Annotated in this window: 12 protein-coding genes; 10 read left to right on the forward strand and 2 right to left on the reverse strand. The window is 65.1% G+C overall.

Going from position 1 to position 13,068, the window contains the following annotated elements; genetic code table 11:
- Positions 1–119: 119 nt before the first annotated feature.
- Genes LB513_RS18975 through LB513_RS18990 form a run of 4 tightly spaced genes read left to right on the forward strand, consistent with a single transcriptional unit; the run spans position 120 to position 3,413 of the window.
- The gene (locus LB513_RS18975) at positions 120–1,001 is read left to right on the forward strand and encodes a branched-chain amino acid ABC transporter permease (protein ID WP_224665042.1); all 882 of its coding nucleotides are present in this window, start codon (positions 120–122) and stop codon (positions 999–1,001) included.
- Entirely contained in the window at positions 998–1,960 is a 963-nt protein-coding gene (locus tag LB513_RS18980) for a branched-chain amino acid ABC transporter permease (protein ID WP_224665043.1), read from the forward strand. Before LB513_RS18975 ends, LB513_RS18980 begins: the two co-directional genes overlap by 4 nt.
- Entirely contained in the window at positions 1,957–2,682 is a 726-nt protein-coding gene (locus tag LB513_RS18985; RefSeq protein ID WP_224665044.1) for an ABC transporter ATP-binding protein, read from the forward strand. Before LB513_RS18980 ends, LB513_RS18985 begins: the two co-directional genes overlap by 4 nt.
- Positions 2,679–3,413 carry an ABC transporter ATP-binding protein gene (locus LB513_RS18990; RefSeq protein WP_224665045.1) on the forward strand — a complete coding sequence of 245 codons (735 nt, stop codon included), beginning with the start codon at positions 2,679–2,681 and terminating at the stop codon, positions 3,411–3,413. Before LB513_RS18985 ends, LB513_RS18990 begins: the two co-directional genes overlap by 4 nt.
- Here the strand turns inward: LB513_RS18990 and LB513_RS18995 are convergent, their stop codons facing one another.
- Both LB513_RS18995 and pncA read right to left on the reverse strand, forming a co-directional pair.
- Complete coding sequence (locus tag LB513_RS18995; protein WP_224665209.1) at positions 3,414–4,808, reverse strand: sodium:proton antiporter; 1,395 nt, start codon at positions 4,806–4,808, stop codon at positions 3,414–3,416.
- A gap of 58 nt (positions 4,809–4,866) precedes the next feature.
- On the reverse strand, positions 4,867–5,481 hold the full coding sequence (gene pncA, locus LB513_RS19000; protein ID WP_224665046.1) for a bifunctional nicotinamidase/pyrazinamidase: 615 nt from the start codon (positions 5,479–5,481) through the stop codon (positions 4,867–4,869).
- Between the two features lie 244 nt (positions 5,482–5,725).
- On the opposite strand from pncA, the gene LB513_RS19005 reads away from it, so the two are divergent.
- From LB513_RS19005 to LB513_RS19030, 6 genes are read left to right on the forward strand one after another with little or no spacing between them, the layout of a single operon-like run.
- Positions 5,726–6,589, forward strand: a complete 864-nt coding sequence (locus LB513_RS19005; RefSeq protein WP_224665047.1) for an FAD binding domain-containing protein — start codon at positions 5,726–5,728, stop codon at positions 6,587–6,589.
- Positions 6,586–9,576 carry a molybdopterin-dependent oxidoreductase gene (locus tag LB513_RS19010; RefSeq protein WP_224665048.1) on the forward strand — a complete coding sequence of 997 codons (2,991 nt, stop codon included), beginning with the start codon at positions 6,586–6,588 and terminating at the stop codon, positions 9,574–9,576. Before LB513_RS19005 ends, LB513_RS19010 begins: the two co-directional genes overlap by 4 nt.
- A complete protein-coding gene (locus LB513_RS19015; protein WP_224665049.1) occupies positions 9,573–11,114 on the forward strand; it encodes a 6-hydroxynicotinate reductase in 1,542 nt (513 codons plus the stop codon). The genes LB513_RS19010 and LB513_RS19015 overlap by 4 nt, the downstream gene beginning before the upstream one ends.
- A complete protein-coding gene (locus LB513_RS19020) occupies positions 11,114–11,998 on the forward strand; it encodes a UPF0280 family protein (RefSeq protein ID WP_224665050.1) in 885 nt (294 codons plus the stop codon). Before LB513_RS19015 ends, LB513_RS19020 begins: the two co-directional genes overlap by 1 nt.
- Positions 11,991–12,575, forward strand: coding sequence for an amino acid synthesis family protein (locus LB513_RS19025; RefSeq protein WP_224665051.1), 585 nt, complete (start codon positions 11,991–11,993; stop codon positions 12,573–12,575). Before LB513_RS19020 ends, LB513_RS19025 begins: the two co-directional genes overlap by 8 nt.
- Positions 12,572–13,033, forward strand: a complete 462-nt coding sequence (locus tag LB513_RS19030; protein ID WP_224665210.1) for a MarR family winged helix-turn-helix transcriptional regulator — start codon at positions 12,572–12,574, stop codon at positions 13,031–13,033. The genes LB513_RS19025 and LB513_RS19030 overlap by 4 nt, the downstream gene beginning before the upstream one ends.
- Positions 13,034–13,068 lie beyond the last annotated feature (35 nt).

Raw genomic sequence — 13,068 nt, forward strand, 5'->3', positions numbered from 1 at the left:
GCCAATTACCAAAGTCGCCAAGTGGCCGCGGCCGCACGAGCTGCCAATCTCCCCCCTTGAGGGGGAGATGCCTGGCAGGGCAGAGGGGGGCGCCTCGCGCCACCGTAACCGGGTAGCCCATGCACTTCGGTCCCCATCTCCTCCTCGCCGCCCTCGAAGGCCTTGTCACCTCGGCAGTGCTGGCGCTGACGGCGCTCGGGTTGTCGCTGGTCTTCGGCGTGATGCGCGTGGTCAATGTCGCGCACGGCGAATTCTTCATGCTCGGCGCGGTGCTCGCCTGGGCGATCACAACGGCAATCGGCGGCCATCCGGCGCTGGGTTTCCTCGCCGCGCTGGTGATCTCGCCGCTGATCGTCGGCGGAATTGCCCTAGTCGCCGAACGGCTGGTCCTGCGGCGTCTTGACTACAATCCGGAAGCCACCATCGTCGCCACGATCGGTATGCTCTACATCATCCAGCAGCTGGCACTCACCTTCTACGGCCCGGAGGCGCGTCCGGTCGAACCGCCTTTCACCTATCGCATCCTTCTGCCCTGGTTCGGCTATTCCGGCTACAAGCTGTCCGTCATCGCCACCTCCGCGCTGCTGCTTGTGGCGACATGGCTGGTGCTGACTCGCACCAGGATCGGCCTCGTCATGCGCGCCACGCAATATGACAGCGAGACGGCGCAGGCCTTCGGCATCCCCGTCGATCGTGTCTATGGCGGCGTGTTCGCCCTCGGCGCCGTGCTGGCGGCGATCGCCGCTGTGCTGATCGTGCCCATCAGCCAGGCCCACTATCTGATGGGGCAGGACCCGCTGCTGCTCTCCTTCATCGTCGTCATCATAGGCGGCCTCGGCTCGTTGCGCGGCACAATCGTCGCCGCCTTGCTGATCGGCATGTCCGACGGCATCATCTCTATGTTCTTTTCGCCGACGCTGGCCAAGATCATCGCGACACTGCTGGTCGCGATGGTGCTGGTGTTCCGGCCCCAGGGCCTGTTCGGGACCGCAGCGCGATGAGCGAGGCTTCGCCTGTTAAAGCCTATGCCCTGCATGCCGGCGTCATCGCATTTCTGTTCGTGCTGAGCTTTGTGTTGCCGGCTTATTATCACGGCCTGCTTGCCCGGATCCTGGTGCTGGCGGTCTTCGCCATGGGCTACAACATGCTGTTCGGCTATGTCGGCCTGCTCAGCCTCGGCCACGCCATGTTCTTTTCCGTCGGGCTCTATGGCGCCGGCCTTGCCGTCATCCATCTTGGCTGGAGCGTGCCTTTGGCCTTTCTCGGCGGAATTGCCTGCGGCGCGGCCCTGGCCGTGGTCATAGGCCTCTTGGCGTTGCGCACCACGGGCGTCGCCTTCATGATCGTCACCATGATGTTCGCCCAGGTCTTTTATCTCGTCATCCTTTACTTCGCGTCCTGGACGGGTGGCGACCAGGGCATGGTGGTGCCGCAGCCGGCGCGCGTGCTGACTTTCGGCGCAACCTCGCTCGACCTCACCGATCCGACGGTCCGCTACATGACGGCGCTGGTGCTGTTCTCGGTCGTGCTCCTGATCACCTTGGCGATCGTGCGGTCACGGTACGGCCGGGTGCTGGTCGCCATCCGCGAGAACGAGGAGCGAACGAGGATGCTGGGCTACAACACCTTCTCCAACAAGCTCGCCGCAATCGTCGTCTCCGGCGCCATCTGCGCCGCCTCTGGCGCCGCCTATGCGCTGCTGTTCGGCTATGTCGGATCGAGCTTCGCCTCGGTTCAGTATTCGATCCTGCCGTTGCTTTGGGTGCTGCTCGGGGGTGCGGCCACGACACTCGGGCCGCTGATCGGCACCCTGTTCATGTATTATGTCACGGACGTCACCAGCGCCTACACGTCCGCCTATCTGCTGATCGTCGGCATCGCGCTCATCGCGCTGGTGCTGTTTTTTCCAAAAGGCATCTTGGGCAGCCTGCGCCAGCGCTGGCTCGGGTGGCTGCCATGACACCGCTGCTGACCACCAAGGGCCTGTCACGCGATTTCGGTGGTCTGCGCGCGGTGGACAATGTGGATTTCACGCTGATGCCCGGTGAAATCCGCGCCGTCATCGGGCCCAATGGCGCGGGCAAGACGACCTTTGTCAGCCTGTTGAGCGGCCGCATCAGACCCTCAGGCGGCATGATCGTTTTCGACGGCGCCGACATAACGGAGCTGCCGGAATATGCCCGCGTGCGCAAGGGCATCGCCTACACGTTCCAGATCACCAGCATCTACGCCAACCTGTCCGTCTACGCCAACGTCGCGCTGCCCGCGCAACTGACGCAACGCCATGGGCATTCCCCGAGCGCCGTACAGGGCGCTGTCATGGATGCTCTCGAACGCGTCGGCCTCGCGGACCAGGCCGCCATGCTGGCCGGGCAGTTGTCCTATGGCCACCAGCGTCTGCTCGAGGTGGCGATGGGCCTGGCGCTGAAGCCCCGCCTGCTGATCCTCGACGAACCGACACAGGGTCTGGCAGACAGCGAGATCGACAATTTCATTGCCCTGGTGCGCGAGATCGCGGCGAGCGCGACCGTGCTGCTGATCGAGCACAACATGCCGGTCGTGATGCAACTGGCCGATCGCATAACGGTCTTCAACATGGGCAGTATCCTCGCCGAAGGCACGCCGGAAGCAGTCCGCCAGAATGCGGCGGTGCAGGAAGCCTATCTCGGATCCGCCCCATGACCGGGATGAACGCCGGCGTTCCAGAGGCCGAAGCCTTGGTGATCTCGGGACTGGACTGCTTTTATGGCGAGGTCCAGATACTCCACGGCCTCGATCTTGTCCTTCACGAGGGCGAGGTGCTGTGCCTGTTCGGCCGCAACGGGGCCGGCAAGACGACGACGCTGAAGGCGATCATGGGGCTGGTGCCGGCCCGGGTCGGCTCGATCAGGCTCGGCGGCAAGGAACTGACCGGCCTGCCGGCGCATGAAGTGCCAAAGGCGGGCGTCGCCTATGTACCGCAAGGCAGGCGGCTGTTCGCCGAAATGACGGTGGCGGAAAACATCGAGATCGGGCTGATGGCGCGCCGCAAGGGAAAAGCCGTGCGGGAAAACGTCCTCGACCTTTTTCCATTGCTGCGCCAAAGGCTGCGGCAGCGCTCCGGCACCTTGTCGGGCGGCGAACAGCAGATGCTGGCCATGGCCCGCGCGCTCTGTCTCGAACCACAGGTGCTGCTGCTGGACGAGCCGACCGAGGGGCTGATGCCGTCGATGATCGCCAAGATCCGCGAGACGGTGGTGACACTGCGCGACATGGGCGTCTCCACCATCCTGGTGGAGCAGCGCGTCGATGCGGTGCTGTCGATCGCCGACCGCGTCTCGTTCATCGAAAACGGCCGCAACCGCGAGACGGTCGATGTCGAGGAACTGCGCGCCGATCCCTCGGCGGTCAGGCGTTATGTCGGCGTGGGCTGATCAGCCGAAGAACAGGAAGCCAGCCACCAGGAACGTCGGGATCAGCACCAGGCCGGACCACAGCATGTAACCGAAGAAGCCGGGCATTTTGACGCCGCTCTGACGGGCAATGGCGTAGACCATGAAGTTGGGTGCGTTGCCGATATAGGTGTTGGCGCCCATGAAGACGGCGCCGGCGGAAATCGCCGCCAGAGTCGAGGCGAGTTCGGTCATTAGATGTTGGGGATCGCCGCCAGCCAACTCGAAAAACACCAGATAGGTCGGCGCGTTGTCGAGAAAGGACGACAGCGCCCCGGTCAGCCAGAAATAGGCGAGGTCGTTGGGTGCGCCTTGCGCGGTGGTCACCAGCGCGACCAGCGGCGCCAGTGCGCCCTCATTGCCGGCCCTCAGAATGGCGATGACCGGCACGATGCAGATGAAGATACCGGCAAACAGTTTTGCCACTTCCGCGATCGGTCCCCAGTTGAAGCCATTCGCCTCGCGGTACTCCTTGCGCGAGACCGCGAGAGAGACAAGGGCGAGCGTCAGGATGGCAGCGTCGCGTAGCAGGTTCTGCAGTTCCAGCGTGGCGCCGGCGATGGTGACGCTGACCTCCGGCTTCCAGGTCGCCGACAGGAGGATGGCGGCGATGACGCCGGCCAGTAACGGAAGGTTGGGCAGGCCGCGAATCCTTACTCTTGAATCCGGTGTCGGATCCTTGATCTTCGGCGCGCCGTTTTCGCGCCGATGCAGGATGATGTCGAGCGCCAGGAATGCGGCCAGCACGGCGCCGCCGACAAACAGCGTTTCCCGATAGAGGTGCGTGGTTGTCCAGAAGAAGTCGACGCCGCGCAGGAAGCCGACGAACAGCGGCGGGTCGCCGAGCGGTGTCAGCGAGCCGCCGATGTTGGAAACCAGGAAGATGAAGAAGACGACGACATGGGCGTTGAACGGCCTGTTGTCGTTGGCGCGGATGAGCGGCCGGATCAGGATCATCGAGGCGCCGGTCGTGCCGATGACCGAGGCGAGCAGTGCACCGACCAGCAGCAACCCCGCATTGACCAGCGGCGTGCCGTGAATATTTCCGGCGACCAGGATGCCGCCCGAAATGGTGAACAGCGCGAACAGCAGGATGATGAACGACATGTATTCGGTGAGCAGCGCATGCAGCACCGCCCCGACCGCGGCGGGAACGCCGAAGGCAAGCGCCAGCGGCACGATCACCAGCGCAGCCCACAGGGCAGCGATCTTGCCGTAGTGATGTTCCCAGACATGGTGGAAGAGCAGCGGCCCGGTGGCGATCGACAGCAACAAGCCGGCAAAAGGCAGCGCCCACCATAGCGGCATCGAGGCGCCGGGCAGGCCATGTTCCTCTGCCGCGAGAGCCGCCGCAGGAGCCAGGATCGCGATCGCCATCGCGACGGCGGCACAGGTCAGCGCCCGCCAAGAAGCCCGCTTGATCCCCACGGTCCGCTCAGTCCGACAAATGGTCTTCAAGCATGACGCCGGCGTCGTGCAGGCGGCGCAGCATCGTCTCTAGCGAGCCATTGAGATCGATGCCGCGGCAGGCGTCGAGCCGCACGGTGGTCTTGAACCCTTGGCTGACGGCGTCCAGCGCGGAGAAAGCAACGCAGAAATCGGTGGCCAGACCGACCATGGTCAGCGTGTCGATGCCACGCTCCTTGAGATAGCCGGCCAGGCCGGTCGGCGTCGTCCGGTCGTTTTCGAAGAAGGCCGAATAACTGTCGATGGCGGGGCGAAACCCCTTGCGGATGACGAGTTCCGCCTTGGTCCAGGCGAGGCCTGAGTGGAAATCCGAGCCGAGGCTGCCCTGGATGCAATGGTCGGGCCACAGGGTCTGCGGGCCATAGGGCATGTCGATCGTCGCGTAGGGCTGCAAGCCTGGATGACTCGAGGCAAAGCTCGAATGGCCGGCCGGGTGCCAGTCCTGCGTCAGCACGACATGGTCGGCATGGCGGATCAGATCATTGATCAGGGGAACGATCTCGTCGCCTCCGGTTACGGCCAGCGCGCCGCCCGGGCAAAAATCATTCTGCATGTCGATGACGACAAGCGCTTCGTCGGCCATGCGGCTACTCCCTCTCCGTCTCGATGCCGCTGTCGCGACCGGAGGCAGAAACTCGACCAGATGGCCGGCTGCGTCAACCTCTTAAGGCACAACAAGTGCGTGGCGAGGCAACCGTGGCAAACTCCGGCTTTGACAATTTGCGCCGGCTTGATATCATTTGCATACGAATGAGTTTACCGGCGCCGATGTGGCGAAGCCTTTCCCGTACAGGGATCCTGAAGGGCTTCTTTCTGGAAGGCAAAGCGTGATCCGTTACGCGAAACCCACCACCGTCGACGAGGCGCTCGCGCTGCTTGGCGAGGGCGCCTGGCGCATCCTTGCAGGCGGCACGGATTTCTATCCGGCACAAGGCTCCAAGCCGTTCCTCGATGACGTGCTCGACATCAACGGTTTGACTTGCCTGCGCGGCATTGCCGAAACGGACAGTCATTTCATCATCGGCGCGCGCACGACCTGGGCCGACATTATTCGCCACCCGTTGCCAGCCGCCTTCGATGCGTTGAAGCAGGCGGCGCGGGAAGTCGGTTCTCAGCAAATCCAGAATGTCGCCTCGATTGCCGGCAATCTCTGCAACGCCTCGCCCGCGGCGGACGGCGTGCCGGGCCTGCTGGCCCTCGATGCCGAGGTCGAGCTGCGTTCGGCGGCGGCTACTCGACATATTCTGCTGCAGGACTTCATTCTCGGCAATCGCCGCACCGCCATATTGCCTGGCGAGATGGTCATTGCAATCCACGTGCCGAGATCCTCAGCCTCTGGAATGTCGGCCTTCGTCAAGCTCGGCGCGCGGCGCTACCTTGTGATTTCCATCGCCATGGTGGCCGCACGGCTGGTCGTCGACAACGGCATGGTAGCGCAAGCCGCAATAGCCGTCGGCTCCTGTTCGGTGGTAGCCAAGCGCCTCGCGGGCGTTGAGAGAGCCTTGCTCGGCCTGAGGGCTGATCACCGGCTGGCGGCGGCGATCCTGGCCGCGCCGATGGACGAGCTGGCGCCGATCGCCGATGTGCGCGGCAGTGCCGAATACAGGCTCGACGCGGTGCGCGAACTCGTTGCCCGCGCCGTGCTGACAGCCTCGGGCCAAGAGAGCGACCATAGAATGGTGGCGGCATGAACCGGGTATGGTCCGACCCAGGTGAAACGCAGGCCGACCCGGCGGTTGAGCCGGGATTTGGATTTGAGCGCGCCGAGATTGCGTTCGAGGTCAATGGCGCTGCTGTCTTGGTCAACGTGCCGCCGCTGCGCCGGCTCTCATCAATTCTGCGCGACGACTTGCGGCTGACCGGAACCAAGGTCGGCTGTGACGCCGGGGATTGCGGCGCTTGCACAGTGTTGGTCGATGGCGATCCCGTCTGCGCCTGCCTGATGGCGGCGGCTTCCGTCGCGGGGGCATCGGTCACGACGGTCGAGGGGCTGGGCCGTGACCGGCTGTCGGCGCTGCAGGCCTCCTTCCTCGCCCATGGCGCGGCACAATGCGGCATCTGCACGCCGGCGCTGCTGGTTGCGGCGACCGCCTTGCTGGACACCAAGCCCAGCCCGACCGAGACCGAGGTCCAGGACGCGCTGGGCGGCATTCTGTGCCGCTGTACCGGCTACCGGAAGATCATCGAAGCGGTGATGGATGCCGGGCGGTTCGAACCAGCGACAGACAGCGCCGCCCCGCATCCGCCTTCCGGCACCTTCTCCCCGTATAGTGACGGGGCGAAGGAAGAAGCAGCAACGACCGCGCTCCCCTCTCCCGGTTCTTCACGGGGAGAGGGCAAGGGTGAGGGTCAACGTCACAATCCGAGATTGGATCGCGATCTTGACCGTAGAATGCCGATCTGCGGCCATGCCATAGGCTCCTCCCCCGTCCGGCTCGACGGCGTGCCGAAAGTCACCGGCGACGAGAAATTCGGCGGCGATTCCTTTCCAGCCGATGCGTTGGCCGTGCTGGTCGTCCGCTCCCCGCACTATCACGCCAAGTTCGAATTTGGCGACCTGGATGGCTGGGCAAGGGCTCACCCCGGCGTCGCCGGTGTCTTCACCGCCGCCGACATTCCGGGCAAGAACTGTTTCGGCGTCATCGGTCCGTTTGCAGACCAGCCGGCGCTGGCCGAAGGCTTTGCGCGGCTTCGCGGCGAGGCGGTGGCTCTGGTCGCCGGCGAACGCGAAGCCATTCTCGAACTCGATCTGTCGGATTTCCCGGTTCGCTGGACCGCGCTGCCGCATCTGCTCAAGCCTGCCGAGGCGCAGGCCGACGGCGCGGCGCTGGTTCATCAGAACCGCCCCGGGAACCTGCTCACCTCCGGCTTTGTCGAACGCGGCGATCCCGACGCCGCCCTTGCCGGCGCAGCGGTCACGGTCTCTGGCGCCATCGAGACGTCCTATGTCGAGCATGCCTATATCGAACCCGAAGCTGGACACGCCTATCTCGACGGCGACACGCTGGTGATCGTCGCCTGCACCCAGGCCCCCTACATGGACCGTGACGAGACGGCCAAGCTGCTCGGCCTTGCCGTCGACAAGGTGCGCATCGTGCCGACCGCGACCGGCGGCGGCTTCGGGTCGAAGCTCGACGTTTCGCTGCAGCCTCTGATCGGCCTTGTGGCCCTGAAGACCGGCCGGCCGGCGGCGCTCGCCTACACGCGCACCGAATCGATGATGTCGACCACCAAGCGCCATCCGGCGCAGATGCGGGCGACGATCGGCGCCGATGCCGAAGGCCGCGTCACCGGCATGGTCTTTACCGGCGACTTCAACACAGGCGCCTATGCCAGCTGGGGTCCGACCGTGGCCAACCGCGTGCCGGTGCATGCGTCAGGCCCCTATGCGACGCCGAACTACCGCGCCGAGGGCCGCGCGATCCACACACATGGACCGATCTCGGGTGCGTTCCGGGGCTTCGGCGTGCCGCAGGCGACGATCATGCAGGAAACGCTGTATGATGAGCTCGCCGGGAAGCTCGGCATGGACCGGCTCGACTTTCGCCTGAAGAATTGCCTCCGGGACGGGTGCGAAACAGTGACCGGTCAGAAGCTGGACTCCGGCGTCGGCATTGCCGAGTGCCTCGAGGCACTGCGGCCGCATTGGGAGCGCGCCGAGGCCGATGCGGATGAATTCAATTCGTCCCATTCCTATACACAGCGAGGCGTCGGCATCGCGTCCTGCTGGTATGGCTGCGGCAACACCTCCTTGCCCAATCCGTCGACCATCCTGGTCGGGATCGCGGCTGACGGCACGGTTGTCCTGCATCAGGGCGCCGTCGACATCGGCCAGGGCTCAAATACCGTCATTGCGCAGATCTGCGCCGATGCGCTGGGCCTGCCGCTGGACAGGTTCCGGCTGAAGAGCGCCGACACGGCAATCACCCCGGATGCCGGCAAGACTTCGGCCTCGCGCCAGACGTTCGTCACCGGCAAGGCGGCGCAGATGGCGGGCCGCGCCTTGCGCGAACAGATCCTGCGTTTCGCCAATGTTTCGGAGAATGCCGCCGTCGAGCTGGACGGTTCGGCGATTGTCATTCGCGAAAGCGAGGCCCTTCGCCGCATCGATCTCGCCTCCCTCGGCGCCGATGCGGAGGGATTCGTCTTCCGGGCGGAGGAGACCTACGATCCGCCGACATTGCCGCTCGACGCCAAGGGCCAGGGCAAACCCTATGCCGTGTATGGCTATGGCGCGCAGATCGCGGAGCTCGAAGTCGACCTCAAGCTCGGCACGGTGAAGCTGATCAAGATCACCGCCGCGCATGATGTCGGCAAGGCGATCAATCCCTTGCTGGTCGAAGGCCAGATCGAGGGCGGCATCGCGCAGGGCATCGGCATGGCGTTGATGGAGGAGTATATCCCCGGTCGCACCGAGAATTTGCACGACTATCTTATCCCGACGATCGGCGACGTGCCGCCGATCGAGACTATTTTGGTCGAGGTGCCCGACCCGGAAGGGCCGTTCGGCGCCAAGGGCCTGGGTGAGCATGTGCTGATTCCGACGGCGCCGGCGATCCTCAACGCGATCCGGCACGCTACAGGCGTCCTCATCACCAAGATTCCGGCGACGCCGACGCGGATCCGCGCCGGCATCCGCGAAAAAGAATCCCTCCCGTCAGAGGCGGCAGGCGCATGAGCGAGCTTGCCGAACGCTTCGAAACCCATGATGCCGGCGAGAGGCTGGTAGCGGAGAAGATCCGCTGCGATGCCTGTCCTGTCATGTGCTACATCGCCGATGGCCGCACCGGCGCCTGCGACCGCTACGGCAATGTCGGTGGCCGCATCGTGCGCATGGACCCGTTGACCATCCTCGACCATGCGGCCGAAAGCGGCGCCCCCTTAGTGCAGTTCGCCCGCGAGGCTGAGGCGTGGGACGGCGAGCTCGTCAACACCGGTCACCGGTTCGTCACGGCGATCGGCGCCGGCACTACTTACCCCGACTACAAGCCGGCTCCGTTCATCGTCAGCCAGGAGGTCGAGGGCGTCGATCTTGTCACAGTGGTCACCGAAGGCATTTTCTCGTATTGCGGCGTCAAGGTGAAGATCGACACCGACCGTCATATCGGCCACGAGACGGCCATCGTGCGTGCAGCTGGCGAAGCGATCGGCCATGTCACGACAGGCGAATACGGCTCGCAGATGCTGTCGCTGGGCGGCGTGCACCACCTGACCGGCGGCTCGAAGGCGGAGGGCCGCGCCACCTGCGATGCCATGCTCGATCTGTGCAACCGCAAGCCGGTGGAACTGACCATCGATGTCGGCGCGACGATCATTGTCGAAGCCGGCAAACCACCTGTCATCGACGGCAAGGCCGAACATCGAATGCGCGTGGGTTGCGGTTCGGCCACCATCGGCATGTTCGCCACGCAATGGCGCGGGCTGGTCGACGAGGTGGTGGTGGTCGACGACCATATTACCGGCGTCGTTTCGGAGCACCAGGCCGGCAAGGTGCTGGGCTGGCAGGATACGGGCATCAAGATCCTTGGGCGGCGTTCGACGCCCGGTCGCTATTTCAAGGTCTCCGAGCCCGGCCTCGGCTGGGGCGGCACCAGCATTTCCGACCCGCTGTCGATCCTCGGCGAATGGAATGCCAAAAAGGGCGCTCGCCCTGGCCTGTCGCTGCTGATGGTCTCCACTACAGGCGAGCAGTTCGCCTATTACGAACTGGACGACGCGTTGCGGCCGGTGTGGAAGCCGTTTCCGGAGCGGCTGCGAAAGTCGGTGGAACTGATCGAGGACAATTGCGAGCCGGCCCTGTGCACGGTCCTCTTTGTCGGCGGCGCGGGCGGTTCGCTGCGCGCCGGCGTCACCGAAAATCCGGTCAACCTGACCCGCTCGGTGCAGGGCCTGAAGACCTATGTGACGGTCGGAGGAGCACCGGCCTATGTGTGGCCGGGCGGCGGCATCACACTGATGGTCGATGTCACACGCGTGCCTGAAGGCGCCTTCGGCTATGTGCCGACACCGGCGCTGGTGGCGCCGATCGAATTCACCTTGCGCCGCGACGACTATATCCGGCTGGGCGGCTACGAAGCGGAGATCCGCAGCGTCGAGGATATTGTTGCCAAAGGTGGCGAATATCTCAATCCGCGCCGCGGCACGGGCGCGCCGGCCGGCAACCCATGGCCGCCGCTGGCGCAGTTGCGGCGCACCGGCCCGGACGGGGCCGGTTGATGGACGGGCCGCGGGTGCAGTGGCTGCAGGACGGCAAGCGTCTGCATCTCAATCACGGGCCGATCGACCTGATCGTGCAGGCGTTCGGTGAGCCGAGGGAATGTCGCCTGGCTTATGAGCAGGCGATTGCAAGGTTCGAGAACATCCTGATCGAACTGGTCGAGGAACTTCCCGAATTGCGGCTCCCGGCTTTCTTCCTGGCGCCGCGCAGCTTCGCCGGCCCGACGGCGCGCCGCATGGAAGCGGCCGTCATGCCTTTGGCCGAATGCTTCATAACTCCGATGGCGGCCGTGGCCGGTTCGGTAGCCGACGAAATGCTTGCCGCTCTGCTCGCCGGGCGCAAGCTCGATCGCGCCTATGTCAACAATGGCGGCGATTGCGCTCTGCATATTGCCAGGGGTCAGTCGATGGGCCTGGCGGTCGCCGGCACCGGCAACGGCATGGCCGACCGGATCACGATCCGCGCGGAAGACGGCGTTCGCGGCGTCGCCACCAGCGGCTGGCGCGGCCGCTCCTTCTCGCTCGGCATTGCCGACGCCGTCACGGTGCTGGCGCGAACCGGCGCCGAGGCGGATGCGGCGGCGACGCTCATCGCCAATGCCGTAGACCTGCCGGGCAATCCCGCCATCAAGCGCACCCCCGCACAGGACTTGTCGCCCGACACTGATCTCGGCGCGCGCCTGGTGACACAAGGCGTCGGAACGCTTGCACTTGGCGAGGTGGCGCGGGCGTTGGGCAATGGCCTTGCGGTCGCGGAAGATTTTCGCCGGCGGGGCCTGATTGCCGGGTCGGTGCTTTTCCTGGGCGGTGAAGCCCGCATCAGTGGATCGGTCGTGCTCGCCGCGCCCAACAGAAATCCGAGGGAGGAAGTTGTCCATGCCTGAGTTTCCAATCCGCAAGATCGCGGTCCTGAGCGAAGAGATCTTTCACGATGGCGGGCCGGCAGCCACCGTGCCGCGCCGCCGCGCCGCCGCCATTGCGCTGGTCCGGAACCCGTTCGCCGGGCGCTATGTCGAAGAGCTGCAGAGCGCCATGGATGATCTCAAGCCGCTTGGGTTGATGCTCGCGGACAAGCTCATCGCGGCGCTCGGCGGCGACGTGAAGCAGATCGACGGCTACGGCAAGGGAGCCATTGTCGGCACGGCCGGCGAACTGGAGCATGGCGCGCTCTGGCATGTGCCGGGAGGCTACGCCATGCGCGAACGGCTTGGCGACGCCAAGGCCATCGTGCCGTCGGCCAAGAAGGTCGGCGCCTTCGGATCGCGGCTGGACGTCCCGCTCGGCCATATCAACGCCGCTTACGTACGCAGCCATTTCGATGCGATGGAAGTCGGCATCAGTGATGGTCCGCGCCCGGACGAGATCCTGTTCTGCCTCGCCATGACCTGCGGCCCGCGCGTGCATGACCGCATGGGTGGGCTGGCGGCCGGAGACATTAAGGCTTGGGACGGGCTGAGGTGAGCGGCGAGGACAATCTGCTCAAGCTGGTCGAGGCAGACGGGCCCGACGACAGTGATTACCGCCTGCAGGAGCAGGTCGGCTTTATCCTGCGCAAGGCGCATCAGCGTCATGTCTCGATTTTCGCTGCACGGATCGCCGACCTGACGCCGCCGCAATTCGCGGCACTCGCCAAGTTGCGCGATGTCGGCGAAACGTCCCAGAACCAGCTCGGTGCGCTGATCGCCATGGATGCGGCAACGGTCAAGGGGGTCATCGACCGGCTGAAGGCGCGGGGCCTAGTCGAGCTTTCGCGGCACGAGGTCGACAAGAGGCGACTGCTGGTCAATCTGACCGCCGAAGGCCGCGACGCGGTCGAACGCCTGATCCCGCTTGCCCGCGAGATCACCCAGGAGACATTGGCTCCGCTCTCAGCAAAGGAGATCGCCACTTTCATGAAGCTTCTGGCCAAGCTGGCCTAAGGCCGCACGGCCGGGAGACCCTAGCCCGCAGGGCT

Source organism: Mesorhizobium sp. ES1-1, assembly GCF_020164785.1.
Lineage (GTDB): Bacteria > Pseudomonadota > Alphaproteobacteria > Rhizobiales > Rhizobiaceae > Mesorhizobium.